The sequence below is a fragment of the Streptomyces sp. NPDC046303 genome, from assembly GCF_055588085.1.
Genome location: NZ_JBVJFA010000013.1, coordinates 162,417 through 178,767 on the forward strand (window position 1 = coordinate 162,417; position 16,351 = coordinate 178,767).

Sequence of the window (16,351 nt, forward strand, 5' to 3'; positions counted from 1 at the left end):
CCGCGCACGTCCTCGACGGGACCGAGGAGGAACCGACGTGATGGACCAGCGATCCGTGCAGAACCGCCCGACCCGGGCAGGTGGTCTGGCATGAGCTCTCTCCTGCTGCTGACCAACGCCCTGCAGCCGTCCACCGAGGTACTGCCCGCCCTCGGTCTGCTGCTGCACAACGTCCGGGTGGCGCCCGCCGAGGGCCCGGCCCTGGTGGACACCCCGGGCGCCGACGTCATCCTGGTGGACGGCCGCCGCGACCTGCCCCAGGTGCGGTCGCTGTGCCAGCTGCTCCGCTCCACCGGTCCGGGCTGCCCGCTGATCCTGGTCGTGACCGAGGGCGGCCTCGCGGCCGTCACCGCCGACTGGGGCATCGACGACGTGCTCCTGGACACCGCCGGCCCCGCCGAGGTCGAGGCACGGCTGCGGCTGGCCACCGGCCGCCAGCAGCTGGGCTCGGACGACTCCCCCATGGAGATCCGCAACGGCGACCTGTCGGTGGACGAGGCGACGTACTCGGCGAAGCTGAAGGGCCGGGTCCTGGACCTCACCTTCAAGGAGTTCGAGCTGCTCAAGTACCTCGCGCAGCACCCGGGCCGGGTCTTCACGCGGGCGCAGCTGCTCCAGGAGGTGTGGGGCTACGACTACTTCGGCGGCACCCGGACGGTCGACGTGCACGTACGGCGGCTGCGCGCGAAGCTCGGCCCCGAGCACGAGTCGCTGATCGGCACGGTCCGCAACGTCGGCTACCGCTTCGTCACCCCCGAGAAGGTCGAGCGGGCGGCCGCCGAGGCCGCGGCCCAGGCGGCGGCGAAGGTGGCGGCCCAGGCCGCGGCACAGACGGGTGCACAGGCCGGAGCACAGGCCACTTCCTGAGGGTTTCGGGCGGGCCGGGGGCCGTCACCCGGTCGGCCGAACACCCTGTGAGCATCCACTCCGCAGGACGCCCTGCCCAGAGGCAGGTCACCCCGCGTAGACTTCCGCGCGTGGCCAAGGTGACGCGGGATGACGTGGCGCGACTTGCGGGTACCTCTACCGCCGTCGTGAGCTACGTCATCAACAACGGACCCCGGCCGGTTGCCCCGGCCACGCGCGAGCGTGTACTCGCCGCGATCAAGGAGCTGGGCTACCGCCCGGACCGGGTCGCGCAGGCGATGGCCTCGCGGCGCACCGACCTCATAGGCATGATCGTCCCCGACGCCCGGCAGCCGTTCTTCGCGGAGATGGCGCACGCGGTCGAACAGGCCGCGGCCGAGCGCGGAAAGATGGTGCTCGTCGGGAACTCCGACTACCGCGACGAGCGCGAGGTCCACTACCTGCGGGCCTTCCTCGGGATGCGGGTCTCTGGCCTGATCCTGGTCAGCCAGGGCATGAGCGAACGCGCGGCGTCCGAGATCGAGGCCTGGGACGCGCGGGTCGTACTGCTGCACGAGCGGCCGGAGGCGATCGACGACGTCGCCGTCATCACGGACGACATCGGCGGCGCCCAGATGGCGACCCGGCACCTGCTGGAACACGGCCACGCGTACGTCGCCTGCATCGGCGGGGTCGAGAACACCCCGTCGGTCGGCGACCCGGTGGCCGACCACGTCGAGGGCTGGCGCCGGGCGATGCTGGAGTCCGGCCGTTCGGTGGAGGGCCGGCTCTTCGAGGCCCCGTACAACCGGTACGACGCGTACCGGGTGGCCCTCGAGGTCCTGTCCGGCCCGGACCGGCCGCCGGCGATCTTCTGCGCCACGGACGACCAGGCCATCGGTGTGCTCCGGGCGGCGCGGGAGCTCCGTATCGACGTGCCCGGAGAACTGGCCGTGGCGGGCTTCGACGACGTCAAGGAGGCGGCGCTCACGGATCCGCCGCTGACCACGATCGCCTCGGACCGCCCGGCGATGGCCCGCGCGGCGGTGGATCTCGTCCTGGACGACGGCCTGCGTGTGGCCGGCTCCCGCCGCGAACGCCTGAAGCAGTTCCCGTCGGCCCTGGTCATCCGCCGCTCCTGCGGCTGCCGCTAGCCTCCGGCGGTCGGCGGGGTCTCCCGGGCTCCGCCCCGGCCCATGGGACTGGGCTCCGCCCTTGCCCGCGGCCCGGCTCCCTGGGGCTCCGCCCCAGACCCCGCGCCTCAAACGCCGGCGGGGCTGAACAGTGCCCCGGCCCAGGCAAATCCAGCCTCACCGGCGTTTGAGGCGCGGGGTACGGGGCGGAGCCCCGGAGACAGGGCCGGGCTGGGCCTTATATCGGGCATACGCGGTTCTGTCGGGCTTCTCAGGTCAGGCTCAGGAAGCTCTCATGATCCGCGGACAGAGTCATGGCCATGACCGAGAGCTCCCGCCGCGAAGGCGAGTACCCGCAAGAGCACCGCCCGACCCCGGCCGGGGCGGCCTACCCGCCGCCGCCCTCGTACCCGCCGGGCTGGCACGAGGCGCACCAGCCTCCCGTCCTCCGCGGGGAGACCGTCCCGGCCCCCGCACGCCACCGCGCGAAGAAGCCCGTCGCGCTGATCGCCGCCGTGGCCCTGGCCGCGGCGGTCGTCGGCGGCGGTACCGCAGCCGCCGTCCAGCAGCTGATGGGCGCGCCCGGCACCACCGGCACCGGCAGTGTCAACGGCACCAGCGTCTCCCAGTCCAGCACCGGCACGGTCTCCGGCGTGGCCGAGCAGAACAGCCCCTCCGTGGTCCGCATCGACACCCGTACCGGCTCCGGCCAGGGCACCGGCTCCGGCATCGTCATCACCGCCGACGGCGAGATCGTCACCAACAACCACGTCGTCAGCGGCGCCTCCGCAATCCAGGTGACGATGAGCGACGGCACGAAGTACACCGCCCAGATCGTCGGCACCGACCCCGACAAGGACCTGGCCCTGATCAAGCTCCAGGGGGCGAAGGGGCTCAGGGCCGCCACGCTCGGTGACTCCGACAGGCTGAAGGTCGGCGAGCAGGTCGTCGCCATCGGCTCCCCCGACCGCCTCACCGGCACGGTCACCAGCGGGATCGTCTCCGCACTCGACCGCGAGGTGAACGTCGCGAAGCCGGAGCAGCAGCAGTCCCCGCGGCAGGACAGCGGCGGCTGGCCGTTCTCGTACGGCGGTCAGCAGTTCAACGGGAACACCGGCTCGGACACGGCCTCGTACAAGGCCATCCAGACGGACGCCTCCCTCAACCCGGGCAATTCGGGCGGCGCCCTCTTCACCATGAACGGCGAGGTCGTCGGCATGCCCTCGGCGATCTACTCCCCCAACAGCGGGGGCGCCGCCGGCAGCGTCGGCCTCGGCTTCGCCATCCCCGTCAACACCATCAAGGCCGACCTGGACTCCCTCCGCAAGGGCGGCCCCGGAGGCGCGGGCTCCGCCGACGGCAGCGGCAGCGGCAGCGGCAGCGGCAGCGGCGCCAACGGCTTCGGCACCTCGTACTAGCCCGTCGTACCGGCCCGTCGTACCGGCCCGTCGTACCGGCCCGTCGTGCGAGGCTGGGAGACACCCGCCCGCACCGCACACCACCCTGGGGGACCCTCCCGTGCATGCCACCGAAGGCGACCAGCACCGCATCCTCGTCGTCGACGACGAGCCGGCCGTCCGCGAGGCCCTGCGCCGCAGCCTCGCCTTCGAGGGGTACGCCGTCCAGACCGCCGTCGACGGGATCGACGCCCTCGACAAGGCCGCCTCGTACGCCCCCGACCTGCTCGTCCTCGACATCCAGATGCCCCGGATGGACGGCCTGACGGCCGCCCGCCGGCTGCGCGCCGCGGGCAGTGTCACCCCGATCCTGATGCTCACCGCCCGCGATACCGTCGGCGACCGCGTCACCGGCCTCGACGCGGGAGCCGACGACTACCTCGTCAAGCCGTTCGAGCTCGACGAGCTGTTCGCCCGTGTCCGCGCCCTGCTGCGCCGCAGCTCCTACGCCGCCCCGCAGGCGGGCGAGGAGCGCGTCGAGGACGCGCTGGCCTTCGGCGACCTGCGCATGGACCTGGCCACCCGCGAGGTCACGCGGGCCGGGCGCCCGGTGGAGCTGACCCGTACCGAGTTCACGCTGCTGGAGATGTTCCTGGCGCACCCCCGCCAGGTCCTGACCCGCGAGCAGATCCTCAAGACCGTCTGGGGCTTCGACTTCGAGCCCAGCTCCAACTCCCTGGACGTGTACGTGATGTACCTGCGCCGCAAGACGGAGGCGGGCGGCGAGCCCCGCCTCGTCCACACCGTGCGCGGGGTGGGCTACGTACTGCGCGCCGGCGAAAGCGGTCCCGAGTGAGCCGAGTGAACCGAGTGAGCCCGACCGCCAGATTCCGCGCCCTGCCCCTGCGCTCGCGCCTCGCGCTGCTGGTCACGGTGGCGGTGGCGCTCGCGGTGGCCGCCGTGGCGGCGGTGTCCTGGGTGATGGTGCGCACCCAGCTGCGCGACCAGTTGGACAGCTCGCTGCGCGCCACCAACGCGGAGGCGCAGGCCAACCAGGTGTTCCGGTCGATCGGCTGCGTGTCGGTGTCCGGCAACGCCCTGCCGGAGCGGCCCGCCAACAACCTCAGCGCCCAGGTGCAGATCGTCCTGCCGGACGGCGGTCACTGCTGGGTCGACGGCCGCAGCACCCTGCGCGTCAGCGGCACCGACCTGGAGGTCGCCCAGCGGCGGCGCGGGGCCGCCCTCTACGACGCGACCACCTCCGAGGGGGTCGCGGTGCGGGTCTACACCCAGCCCGCCCTGCTGGACGGGCGGGCCGCCGCGCTGACGGTGGCCAAACCGCTCGCCGACATCGACAAGCCGCTGTCGACCCTGGCCTGGGTGCTGCTCCTGGTCTGCGGCATCGGGGTCGTCGGCGCGGGCGCGGCCGGCCTGTGGGTGGCCCGTACGGGGCTGCGGCCGGTCGACGAACTGACCGGCGCCGTCGAGCACATCGCCCGGACCGAGGACCTGACCGTCCGCATCCCCGACGAGGGCGACGACGAGATCGCCCGCCTGTCACGGTCCTTCAACTCCATGACGGCCGCCCTCGCCTCCTCCCAGGAGCGGCAGGCCCAGCTGATCGCCGACGCCGGGCACGAGCTGCGCACCCCGCTGACCTCGCTGCGCACGAACATCGAGCTGCTGGCCCGCAGCGAGGACACCGGCCGGGCCATCCCGCCCGAGGACCGCAAGGATCTGCTGGCCTCGGTCAAGGCGCAGATGACGGAGCTCGCCGCGCTGATCGGCGACCTCCAGGAGCTGTCGCGTCCCGACGCCGTCTCCCCCGGCCCGCTCCAGGTGGTGGCCCTGCACGAGATCGCCGGGGCCGCGCTGTCCCGGGCCCGGCTGCGCGGTCCGGAGCTGCACTTCAGCTCCTCCCTGGCGCCCTGGTACGTACGGGGTGAGGCGGCCGCGCTGGAGCGGGCGGTGGTCAACGTCCTGGACAACGCGGTGAAGTTCAGCCCGCCGGGCGGCGCGGTGGAGGTGACGCTGCGGGCCGGTGAGCTGCGCGTACGGGACCACGGGCCGGGCATCCCCGACGATGACCTGCCGCACGTCTTCGAGCGGTTCTGGCGCTCCCCCTCGGCCCGCGCCCTGCCCGGCAGCGGCCTGGGCCTGTCGATTGTGGCCCGTACGGTGGCACGCGCGGGCGGGAGCGCCGAGCTGCGGGCGGCGTCCGACGGCGGCCGGGGCACGGAGGCGGTGCTCCGCATCCCGGGAGCCCCGTCCCCGCCGCCGCCGGGGCCCTCAGTTGTGCCGGATCAGTGAGGGGACGAGACCGGAGCGGGTGTGGGGGAAGTCCATCGGGACGATCCCGAGCCCGGTCCGGCCGGCCATCTCGGCGCCGTCGACGAAGGCGTGCACCTGCGGGTTGAGACGGTCGGAGTTCCAGCGCGGCGGCATGTACGCCGAGGTGCTGGTGTAGTTCACGAAGAGCTTGCCGGGCTGCTGGACGGCTTTGCGGAAGTGGTTCTCGATCTTGCCGCGCTTGGCGAAGGGCTCGGCGTTCCAGTCGTCCTGGATGTCGAAGACGGTGCCGTCGCCGTAGCGCAGGCCGGGCAGTCCGCCGTTGTCGGCGAGCAGGACCACCTTGCCGCGGGCCTGGCCGAGGGTGGGCAGGGTGTCGGCGATGCGGAACAGCGGGCGCCAGCCCCGGTGGTCCAGGTAGTCGTCGAAGACGGCGCGGAAGGTGGCGTCGCTGTCGGTGGAGTACTCCTGCTTGAGCCGCATCAGGACGGTCTCGGAGGGGCGCGCGGCGAGGAAGTTCCAGCAGGCGGCGAGCACGTCGCCGAACATCAGGTTCTGGTAGAAGGACCCGTGGTGGATGGCGAACGAGCCGCCCGTCACCCGGCAGCGGACATCGAGGAAGCGGATGCCGGAGTCGAGTTGTTCGGTGATCGAGGTGTTCTGGCAGGCGACGTAGAGCCCGCCGTGGCGGGCGCCGGAGTCGTGGGTGCCGGGGATGGTCATCCGCTGGAGGGGCGTCGAGTCGCCGAGGCCCGCCATCCAGTCCTGGGTGCCGAGTGCCGAGGCTGCGGCGGGTGGTGTTCCCAGCCCGACGGCGGCGCCCGCAGCCAGTGCTCCGACCAGAAACGCCCGCCGGTCCAGTCCCGTGCCCGCGCCCGTGCCCGCGCCCGTGCCCATGCCCATGCCCGCCCCTTTGCCGACCCAGTGGTGGGACCGGATTATGGCGTGCGGAACCAGCCTTTACTACCCGTCGGTAGAGGTGAAGTTCCCGGCAACACCCTTTTGGCGCCGCCCAGTTGGGACCTGGCCCGCTATCCGTCCAGCAGCTCCGCCATCGCGCGCAGCCCCTGCGCGATCGCCCGCCCGTCGGGCGTGTGCTCCGGGTCGGTCAGGTGCTGGACCATCACCCCGGTGAGCAGCGCGATGTGCACCGACCCGAGGGCCCGTACGTCCTCCTCGGTGACCGCGTCCTCGGACACCCCGCGCAGCTGCGCCGCCACCATGCGCCGGGACCGGCGCTGGCCCTCGGCCAGGGCCGCGAGCAGTTCGGGCGAGGACTGCGCGTGCACGAAGGCCTCGATGTTGGCGATCCACAGCCAGCGCATGTCGCCGAAGTCCCGGATCTTGCGGTCCCAGGTGTCGGCGTAGCGCTCCACGGCGGTGTCGCCCTGGCCGGCGAGCCGGCCGGCGCCCGCGGCCCACTCGTCCATCGCGGCGAAGAGCGCCTGGTTGAGCAGCGCCTCGCGCGAGCCGAAGTGGTAGCCGATCGCGGCCATGCTGACCTTCGACGCCGTGGCGATGTCGCGCACGGTCGTGCGGAAGTAGCCCTTCTCCTCCAGGCAGCGGCGCGCTCCGGCCAGCAGGTCCTCGCGATTTCCCATGGCGGGATCGTAGCCGCGCACCCTTTTTGGGCGGACGCCCAAGACAAATGTATTGCGCGCTTGCCCAAATCCTGTCAGGCTTCAGCCACCGGAAGACCGAAGAACGGGAGACCGCCATGCAGCGCCACGAGCTGAAGATCGACGACCGCACCCTCTCCTACCTGGACTTCGGAGGCACCGGCCGCCCGCTGCTCGCCCTGCACGGCGGCCTCTCCGAAGCGGCCTCCTACGCCGGCCTGGCCGCCGCGCTCCGCGACGAGTGGCGGGTCATCGCCCCCGACCAGCGCGGACACGGCGACTCCGACCGCACCCCCGCGTACGACCGCGCGGGATACGTGGGCGACGCCGCGGCCCTGCTGGACCACCTGGACCTCGGCGGCCCCGTGCCCGTCCTCGGCTTCTCCCTCGGCGGCACCAACGCCTACCACCTGGCCGCCGCCCGCCCCGACCTGGTCTCCGCACTGATCAACGTCGACTCCCCGGTGGAGGTCGTCCGCAGGGACGGCCCGGACTTCTGGGACTTCCTCCACCACCTCCCGTACACCGCGCCGACCCGCGAGGAACTCATCGCCGCCCTCGGGCCGATGGGCCCGACCTACGCCCCCGCGCTGCGGCCCGAGGGCAGCGGCTGGCGGCTGCCGTTCCACCCGCAGGACACCCTGGCCACCGTGGCGGCGGCGTACGGCGACCGCTGGGACGTCTGGCTCGCCAGCGACTGCCCGGCCCTGCTGATCCACGGCCTGCGCAGCGAGGCCCTGCCCCAGGAGCAGGCCGACGCGATGGTCGCCCGCCGGCCCGGGACCTCGTACGCCGCCCTGGACACCGAGCACTTCGTGCCCTTCCAGGACCCGGAGGGCTTCGCGAAGGCCGTCGGCGCCTTCCTCGCGACGCTCTGAGGACCTCCGTACGCGCCGGAGGGGCGGCGGGCCGTCGGGCCCACCGCCCCTCCGGGCGTGCTCTACGCGGGTGTTACGCGTGCTACGGGTGTTACTTGATGACGGTGATCCGGTCCGCCGCCGGCGGGACGATCGGGTTCGCCGCCGTCGACTTGCCGAGGTAGGCGTTGAAGCAGTCCAGGTCGGGCGCGCCGACCAGCTTGTTCTTGTGCTCCTTCAGGACGGTGAAGCCGTCACCGCCGCCCGCGAGGAACTCGTTCATCGCGACCCGGTAGGTCTTGGCGGGGTCGATCGCCGCGCCGTTCAGCTTCACCGAGTCCACGACGATGCGGTCCGCACCGGTCTTGGTCATGTCGAGGGTGTACGTGAAGCCCTTCGACACCTGGAGGATCTTCGGGTTCACACCGTTGACCGGGCCGCTGACCTGCTGCTGGAGCGCGGTGATCAGCTGCGCGCCGGTGAGGTCCACGATGTTCATCATGTTGTTGAACGGCTGGACCGTGTAGGACTCGCCGTACGTCACGACCCCGTCGCCCTCGGCCCCGGAGGCCTTGTAGGCGAGGTCGGCACGGATGCCGCCCGGGTTCATGAGGGCCAGCTGCGCGCCGCCCTTGTCGGCCGGGGCGAGCGCCTCGAGCTGCGCGTCGGCGATGAGGTCGCCGAGCGGCTTCTCCGGCGCCTCGGAGCCGCGGCCCGGGATGTCGGCGGAGATGAAGCCCTGGGGGCGGTTCGCGATCGGGGCGGCGAGGGCGTTCCAGCGCTGGATCAGCTCGGTCATGTCCCCGGCCTTGGGCAGGTCACGGGTGACGACCTTGTTGACCGGCTTGGGCGAGCTGACCGGCGTACGGACGATGTCCTTGGTCTGCCGGTCGTAGGTCAGCGTGGTGTCCGTGTACAGCCGGCCGTAGGAGGCGGCCGAGGTCACCATGCGCGGGTTGCCCGCCGGGTCGGGGATGTTGCACGCGTACGCCTGGTGCGTGTGGCCGGTGACCAGCGCGTCGACCTTGGGGTCCAGGTTCTTGGCGATGTCCACGATCGGACCGGAGATGCCGGCGCCGGCCCCCGGGACGTCGCAGTCGTAGTTGTACGCGCCGCTCGCGGGCAGACCGCCCTCGTGGATCAGCGCGACGATCGACTTCACGCCCTGCTTGTTCAGCTCGGCGGCGTACTTGTTGATCGTCTCGATCTCGTCGTTGAACTTCAGGCCCTTGACGCCCTCGGCGGTGACGACGTCCGGAGTGCCCTCCAGGGTGACGCCGATGAAGCCGATCTTCACGTCCCCCTTCTTCCAGATGAAGGTGGGGTTCATCATCGGACGCTTGGTCTTCTCGTCCGTGACGTTGGCGGCGAGGAACTTGAACTCGGAGCCCGTGAACTCCTTGCCCTCCTCGTAGCAGCCGTCGACCGGGTGACAGCCGCCGTACGCCATGCGGCGCAGCTCGGCCTTGCCCTCGTCGAACTCGTGGTTGCCGACGCTGGTGACGTCCAGGTCGAGCTTGTTCAGCGCCTCGATGCTCGGCTCGTCGTGGAAGAGCCCGGACAGCATCGGGCTGCCGCCGATCATGTCGCCGGCGGCGGCGGTGACGGAGTACTCGTGGCCCTTGCGGGCTTCGCGCAGGGCGGTCGCGAGGTACTCGACCCCGCCCGCGGGTATGGCCTTGGTGGTGCCGTCGGCCTGACGTTCGGTCACATTGCCGGACGAGCCCTGCGGGGGCTCCAGCGTGCCGTGGAAGTCGTTGAACGACAGCAGCTGCACGTCGACGGTCCGGCTCTTGGCGGCACCGCCACCACTCGCGGCCCCGGCCGGCAGAGCGGCGGCAACCATCGCCCCGGCCCCCGCCGTGACGGCGAGAGCGGTGAGGGTCAACCGGCGGGTGCGGCGGTGCCGTTGTGGCGTCGCTGACATTTAGTCCCCTTTGTGGACAGCGAGACAAACTTGGGAGGTCGGCCGCAGCCTATGGTCAACGCGCGTAGCACGACAGGGGGTAAGGGGGGCAAGGGGTGGCCTACTGCTGAATTGTTAGAACACCGCGACGCTCTCGAATGCACCCTTTGGGTGAAGATGTGGCGCATTGGGGCGTGGAGAGGGCGCGGACTGTGGCGCGGGGCACACGGAAGAGGCGGCCCACGGGGCCAACTCGGCCGGGAGCGGTGACCGGTGGTTTCGCACGGAAGGCGGACCGACCCCCGCGCCCGCGCTCCACCACCCGGCCACGCAGTCGTAGGCTCAAGACATGACTGACGCAGCAGCGGCCCTGGAGCCGGGACGGCAGATCGAGACCCTCGACGAGCTGACGGAGGAGCAGGCCGAAGCCGTACTCGCCCTCATCGAGGACGCCGCACGCACCGACGGCACCACCGCCGTGTCCGAACAGGGCCGTCTCCAGCTGCGCGGCGGACCCCGCGAGGGCATCCGGCACTTCCTGCTCACCGAGGGCGGCCGGCTCGCCGGATACGGACAACTGGAGGAAACCGACCCGGTGGAGGCCCCGGCCGCCGAGCTCGTCGTCCACCCGGCGCTGCGCGGCCGCGGCCACGGGCGAGCCCTCGGCACGGCCCTGCTGGCCGCCTCCGGCAAGCGGATCCGGGTGTGGGCGCACGGCGGCAAGTCGGCCGCCCGGCACCTCGCCCAAGTGCTCGGCCTGACCCTTTTCCGCGAGCTGCGCCAGCTGCGCCGGCCGCTCGGCCCGGACGCCGATCCGCTGCCGGAGCCGGTGCTGCCGGCGGGTGTGACCGTACGGACCTTCGTGCCCGGCACCGACGACGCGGCCTGGCTCGCGGCGAACGCCGCCGCCTTCGCCCACCACCCCGAGCAGGGCGCGCTGACCCAGCGGGACCTGGACGACCGGATCGCGCAGCCCTGGTTCGACCCGGAGGGCTTCTTCCTCGCCGAGCGCGCCGGAGAACTGGTCGGCTTCCACTGGACGAAGATCCACCGGGCCGAGCAGCTGGGCGAGGTCTACGTGCTCGGCGTCCGCCCCGGCGCCCAGGGCGGCGGCCTCGGCAAGGCCCTCACGACGATCGGCCTGCGCCACCTCGCCGCAGCGGGCCTGCCGACGGCCATGCTCTACGTGGACGCCGACAATCCGGCGGCCCTGGCGGTCTACGAGGGCATGGGCTTCACGACCCACGAGGTCGACCTGATGTACCGCACGGAGAGCTGACCACCGGCCGGCGGGCCCGGGGGGTGTCCGGTGGATCAGGGCCGGGCCCGGGGCGTCCGGCCCGGCCCGTCCGGCCCCGACGCAGGCGTGCACCCCGGCGGAGCCGGGAAGCCACACGCCATTCACCGGACATTAAGACGCGCTTGCGACTCTCCCCGCATGCACCCCCGACTCCGACTGACGGCCGACACGTCCGACGCGCCTGTCCTCCCGCTTGCGCGGAAGAATGGAGTCATGAGCCACCAGCCCAGCGCAGGCCCCACCGAGGTCCCCGCCCAGCACCCGTCCCCCACGTCCACCGCCCCCGCGGGAACGCCGGGCAACATGGCCGTGACCGGCGCCCACGCGCGCATAGGCTCCATCAGCGCGCACCGCCCGCACGTCGACCTCGAGCCCGACCTCGACGCCGATCTGGACGCCTACGACGACAAGGACGGCGGCGAACTGCCGCCCGGCCGGTTCCTCGACCGGGAGCGCAGCTGGCTCGCCTTCAACGAGCGGGTGCTGGAACTCGCCGAGGACCCGACGACGCCCCTGCTGGAGCGCGCCAACTTCCTGGCGATCTTCGCGAGCAACCTCGACGAGTTCTTCATGGTCCGCGTGGCCGGCCTCAAGCGACGCATCGCGACCGGCGTCGCCACCCGTTCGGCCTCAGGCCTGCAGCCCCGCGAGGTGCTGGACCTGATCTGGACCCGCTCGCGCGAGCTCATGGCCCGGCACGCCGCCTGCTTCCAGCAGGACATCTCCCCGGCGCTGGCCGAGGAGGGCGTCCACCTCATCCGCTGGCCGGACCTCACGGAGAAGGAACAGGCCCGCCTCTTCACCCTGTTCCGCAACCAGATCTTCCCGGTGCTGACCCCCCTGGCCGTCGACCCCGCGCACCCCTTCCCGTACATCTCGGGCCTCTCGCTGAACCTGGCCGTGGTCGTGCGCAACCCGGTCAGCGGCCACCGCCACTTCGCCCGGGTCAAGGTCCCGCCGCTCCTCTCCCGCTTCCTGGAGGCCTCCCCGCAGCGCTACGTCCCGCTGGAGGACGTCATCGCCGCGCACCTGGAGGAGCTGTTCCCCGGCATGGAGGTGCTCGCGCACCACATGTTCCGCGTGACCCGCAACGAGGACCTCGAGGTGGAGGAGGACGACGCCGAGAACCTCCTCCAGGCCCTGGAGAAGGAGCTCATGCGGCGCCGCTTCGGCCCGCCGGTGCGCCTGGAGGTCGAGGAGTCCATCGACCCGGGCGTCCTGGACCTGCTGGTGCAGGAGCTGAAGGTCAACGCCTCCGAGGTGTACCCGCTGCCCGGCCCGCTGGACCTGACGGCCCTCTTCGGGATCGCCTCGCTGGACCGGCCCGAGCTGAAGTTCCCGAAGTTCATCGCCGGCACCCACCGGGACCTGGCCGAGGTCGAGTCCGCCTCCGCGCCGGACATCTTCGCCGCGCTGCGCGAGCGGGACGTGCTGCTGCACCACCCGTACGACTCCTTCTCCACCTCGGTGCAGGCCTTCCTGGAGCAGGCCGCCGCCGATCCGGACGTCCTCGCGATCAAGCAGACGCTGTACCGCACCTCCGGCGATTCCCCGATCGTGGACGCACTGATCGACGCCGCCGAGGCCGGCAAGCAGGTCCTCGTACTCGTCGAGATCAAGGCCCGCTTCGACGAGCAGGCCAACATCAAGTGGGCGCGCAAGCTGGAGGAGTCCGGCTGCCACGTCGTCTACGGGCTGGTCGGCCTCAAGACCCACTGCAAGCTGTCCCTCGTCGTCCGCCAGGAGGGCGACCAGCTGCGCCGCTACTCGCACGTGGGCACCGGCAACTACCACCCCAAGACGGCCCGCCTGTACGAGGACCTCGGCCTGCTCACCGCCGACCCGCAGGTCGGCGCGGACCTCTCCGACCTCTTCAACCGGCTGTCCGGCTACTCGCGGCGCGAGACCTACCGCCGGCTGATGGTGGCGCCCCGCTCGCTGCGCGACGGGCTGATAGCGCGGATCGACAAGGAGGCCGCCCACCACCGGGCCGGCCGTCCCGCGTACGTGCGCCTGAAGATGAACTCGATCGTCGACGAGGCCCTCATCGACTCGCTCTACCGGGCCTCCCAGGCCGGAGTACCCGTCGACATCTGGGTGCGCGGCATCTGCGCGGTGCGCCCCGGAGTACCCGGGCTCTCGGAGAACGTCCGGGTCCGCTCGATCCTCGGCCGCTTCCTGGAGCACTCCCGGGTCTTCGCCTTCGGCAACGGCGGCGAACCCGAGGTGTGGATCGGCAGCGCCGACATGATGCACCGCAATCTCGACCGCCGTATCGAAGCACTGGTCAGGGTCGCTGACCCGGCCCACCGCGCGGCCCTGGACCGGATGCTGGAAACCGGGATGTCCGACGCCACCTCCTCCTGGCACCTGGGCCCGGACGGCGAATGGACCCGGCACAGCACGGACGCGGAAGGCCAGCCGCTGCGGCACGTACAGGAGATGCTCATAGACGCCCGGAGGCGCCGGCGTGGCTCAGCCAAACCATGACCCGATCGCAGTGACGGGATGCGCGGGTGACGTGCTCGGCACGTACCTGCGCACCCAGGCCACCGCCTTCCTGCGCGCGCTGCGCCTGCACGAGGAGAGCGGATCCCCCCGGGCGGAGCCCGGGGGAGGGGCCGGCGCCCCGGAAGGAAGCGATGCGGCGCGCAGCCTGCGGGGGGCTGCGCGCCGGATCAGCGGATCCCTGGCCACCTTCCGGGTGGTGACCGAGTCGTCCTGGGCGGACGGGCTGCGCACGGAGCTGGTGTGGCTGTCCTCGACCCTGGCCGGCGAGCACGCGTACGCCGCCCGCCTGGCGCGGCTCATGGACGCGCTGCACCGGCTGTCCGGCGCGGCCGGGGTGCCGGCGCCGCGGGGTGCGGGCGGCGCGCTCACGGTGGGCTCGGCGCGCGCGGGCGCCCTGCTGGAGCGGCAGCTCACCCTGGCCCGTACGCGGGCCCACTCGGCGACCCTCCAAGCCCTCGGCTCCGCCCGCTTCCACGCGGTGGCGGACGCGGTGGCGGTGCTGGCCTCGGAGGTCCCGCTGGATCCGGTCGCGGCCCGGGGCCGCATCGAGGACGTCCTGGTGCCGCTGGCCGCGGTGGCCGAAACCCGGCTGTCGTCGGCGGTCGCGGCGCTGCCGTCGCCCGAGGACACCCACCCGTACGACGCGGACCGCGACGGGCCCTGGCACGAGGTGCGCCGCCTGCTGCGGATCCACCGGTACGCGCGGGAGGCGCTGGGCGAGGACGTGACGCGCGCGGCGGCCGCGGGCGAGGCCCTGGAGCGCCACCGCGACGCGGCGGAGGCGGCGACGGCCTCGGCGACGGCGGCCCGGACCCCGCGGATCGCCCCGGCGACGGCCTACGCCCTGGGCATCCTGCACGCGGACCAGCGCCACGAGGTGGAGTCCGCCCGTTTCGACTTCCGGCAGATCTGGGTCGCGGCTCCCGCGGGCGGCCCCGCGGCCGCACCTGGGGACACGCCTGGGGACACGCCTGGGGACACACCTCGGGGCGCCCCCGCGGGCGCCCGCGAGCACGTGGAGATAACGGCGGGGTAACGGAGGCTGACGGCCGTGTGCGGACACTCCGGATCGCACCGGGTCGTCCGCCACGGTTCACCGTCCGTTCACTCGCGCCGGTCGGCCGCTTCACCTGGTCTGCCTAATTTCGACTGTGCAAGGTGCGAGCCGCCCGGCCCAGGACAGCTCAGCCGCGCAAACCGACGTAGTCCTCTTCGCACGCCGCCCCGATACAGAAAGCGGCCGGCGGCTTCTGGAAGGAACACCCGAAAGTGAAGCTTCAGCGCAAGAACATGCTTCGTGCCTCCGCCCTCGGGGCGCTCGTCGTGTCCGGCGCCCTGGTCCTCACGGCGTGCGGCTCGGACGACAACACGAAGACCGCGGACGGCACGGCGAAGCCGTCCGTCGCTGCAGGCGACATCAAGTGCGACGACGCCAAGGGCAAGCTCCTGGCCTCGGGCTCTTCCGCGCAGAAGAACGCGGTCGAGCTGTGGGTGAAGAACTACATGGCCGCCTGCCCGGGCGTCGAGGTGAACTACAAGTCCTCCTCCTCCGGTGAGGGCATCGTCGCCTTCAACCAGGGCACCGTCGGTTTCGCCGGCTCCGACTCGGCGCTGAAGCCGGAGCAGGTCGAGGAGTCGAAGAAGATCTGCACCGGTGGCCAGGGCATCAACCTGCCGATGGTCGGCGGCCCCGTCGCCCTCGGCTTCAACATCGCCGGCGTGGACAAGCTGAACCTCGACGCCGCCACGATCGCCAACATCTTCAACGACAAGATCAAGAAGTGGGACGACGAGGCGATCAAGAAGCTGAACCCCGGCGTCACGCTCCCCTCCACCGCGATCCAGGCCTTCCACCGCTCCGACGACTCCGGCACCACGGAGAACGTCACCAAGTACCTCAAGGCCGCCGCCCCCGACGCGTGGCCGCACGAGGCCGCGAAGAAGTGGGCCGCCCCGGGCGGCCAGGCCGCGTCCGGCTCCGCCGGTGTCGCCGCCCAGGTCAAGCAGGTCGACGGCTCGATCGGCTACTTCGAGCTCTCCTTCGCCAGCTCGCAGGGCATCAAGACGGTCGACCTGAACACGGGCGCCGCCGCCCCGGTCAAGGCCACCGGCGAGAACGCCTCCAAGGCCATCGCCGCCGCCAAGATCGCCGGCACCGGTTCCGACCTGGCGCTGAAGCTCGACTACACCACCAAGGCCGAGGGCGCCTACCCGCTCGTCCTGGTGACCTACGAGGTCGTCTGCGACAAGGGCAACAAGGCGGAGACCCTGCCGACCGTCAAGTCCTTCCTGAACTACACCGCCTCGGACGCGGGCCAGAAGGTGCTCCTCGAGAACGGCTACGCGCCGATCCCGGCGGAGATCAACACCAAGGTCCGCGAGGCCATCTCCAAGCTCGGCTGATTCCTGATGCTCTCGGTGCCGGGCGGACCCTGGGTCCCCCAGATCCGCCCGGCGCCCGAGGGCCCTCCCCCTTCACCCAGGGGGATCCGG

13 protein-coding genes are annotated in these 16,351 nt (G+C 72.1%); 10 read left to right on the plus strand and 3 right to left on the minus strand.

The window, feature by feature from the left end:
* The first annotated feature begins 90 nt into the window (after positions 1-90).
* From ACZ6I1_RS16245 to ACZ6I1_RS16265, 5 genes are all read left to right on the plus strand, one after another.
* The gene (locus ACZ6I1_RS16245; protein ID WP_469287575.1) at positions 91-867 is read left to right on the plus strand and encodes a response regulator transcription factor; all 777 of its coding nucleotides are present in this window, start codon (positions 91-93) and stop codon (positions 865-867) included.
* 110 nt (positions 868-977) lie between these two features.
* Positions 978-2,000, plus strand: a complete 1,023-nt coding sequence (locus ACZ6I1_RS16250; RefSeq protein WP_443300235.1) for a LacI family DNA-binding transcriptional regulator — start codon at positions 978-980, stop codon at positions 1,998-2,000.
* Between the two features lie 299 nt (positions 2,001-2,299).
* Complete coding sequence (locus tag ACZ6I1_RS16255) at positions 2,300-3,397, plus strand: S1C family serine protease (RefSeq protein ID WP_469287577.1); 1,098 nt, start codon at positions 2,300-2,302, stop codon at positions 3,395-3,397.
* A gap of 100 nt (positions 3,398-3,497) precedes the next feature.
* Entirely contained in the window at positions 3,498-4,232 is a 735-nt protein-coding gene (locus tag ACZ6I1_RS16260; RefSeq protein WP_469287579.1) for a response regulator transcription factor, read from the plus strand.
* A gap of 14 nt (positions 4,233-4,246) precedes the next feature.
* Entirely contained in the window at positions 4,247-5,686 is a 1,440-nt protein-coding gene (locus ACZ6I1_RS16265) for a sensor histidine kinase (protein WP_469287581.1), read from the plus strand.
* Here ACZ6I1_RS16265 and ACZ6I1_RS16270 read toward each other — a convergent pair.
* Both ACZ6I1_RS16270 and ACZ6I1_RS16275 read right to left on the minus strand, forming a co-directional pair.
* Entirely contained in the window at positions 5,666-6,562 is an 897-nt protein-coding gene (locus ACZ6I1_RS16270; RefSeq protein WP_469287653.1) for a phosphatidylinositol-specific phospholipase C, read from the minus strand. The two genes, ACZ6I1_RS16265 and ACZ6I1_RS16270, sit on opposite strands and share 21 nt — an antisense overlap.
* A 134-nt stretch (positions 6,563-6,696) precedes the next feature.
* Complete coding sequence (locus tag ACZ6I1_RS16275; protein WP_469287583.1) at positions 6,697-7,266, minus strand: TetR/AcrR family transcriptional regulator; 570 nt, start codon at positions 7,264-7,266, stop codon at positions 6,697-6,699.
* A 116-nt stretch (positions 7,267-7,382) separates the two neighbouring features.
* Between ACZ6I1_RS16275 and ACZ6I1_RS16280 the strand changes: the two genes are divergently transcribed.
* Positions 7,383-8,162: an alpha/beta fold hydrolase gene (locus tag ACZ6I1_RS16280; protein ID WP_469287585.1), complete on the plus strand. Its 780-nt coding sequence runs from the start codon at positions 7,383-7,385 to the stop codon at positions 8,160-8,162.
* A gap of 91 nt (positions 8,163-8,253) precedes the next feature.
* On the opposite strand, the gene ACZ6I1_RS16285 is transcribed toward ACZ6I1_RS16280, so the two are convergent.
* Positions 8,254-10,068 (minus strand): bifunctional metallophosphatase/5'-nucleotidase, encoded by a 1,815-nt coding sequence (locus ACZ6I1_RS16285; protein WP_469287587.1) that lies wholly within the window; start codon positions 10,066-10,068, stop codon positions 8,254-8,256.
* Positions 10,069-10,396: 328 nt separating this feature from the next.
* Here ACZ6I1_RS16285 and mshD point away from each other — a divergent pair, with 328 nt between their 5' ends.
* The 4 genes from mshD (at position 10,397) to pstS (ending at position 16,261) form a co-directional block, all read left to right on the plus strand.
* On the plus strand, positions 10,397-11,326 hold the full coding sequence (gene mshD / locus ACZ6I1_RS16290) for a mycothiol synthase (protein WP_469287589.1): 930 nt from the start codon (positions 10,397-10,399) through the stop codon (positions 11,324-11,326).
* 234 nt (positions 11,327-11,560) lie between these two features.
* Positions 11,561-13,837 (plus strand): RNA degradosome polyphosphate kinase, encoded by a 2,277-nt coding sequence (locus ACZ6I1_RS16295; RefSeq protein WP_469287591.1) that lies wholly within the window; start codon positions 11,561-11,563, stop codon positions 13,835-13,837.
* Positions 13,818-14,894, plus strand: a complete 1,077-nt coding sequence (locus tag ACZ6I1_RS16300; RefSeq protein WP_469287593.1) for a CHAD domain-containing protein — start codon at positions 13,818-13,820, stop codon at positions 14,892-14,894. Before ACZ6I1_RS16295 ends, ACZ6I1_RS16300 begins: the two co-directional genes overlap by 20 nt.
* Positions 14,895-15,127: 233 nt before the next feature.
* Complete coding sequence (pstS, locus tag ACZ6I1_RS16305; RefSeq protein WP_469287595.1) at positions 15,128-16,261, plus strand: phosphate ABC transporter substrate-binding protein PstS; 1,134 nt, start codon at positions 15,128-15,130, stop codon at positions 16,259-16,261.
* The last annotated feature ends 90 nt before the right edge of the window (positions 16,262-16,351 follow it).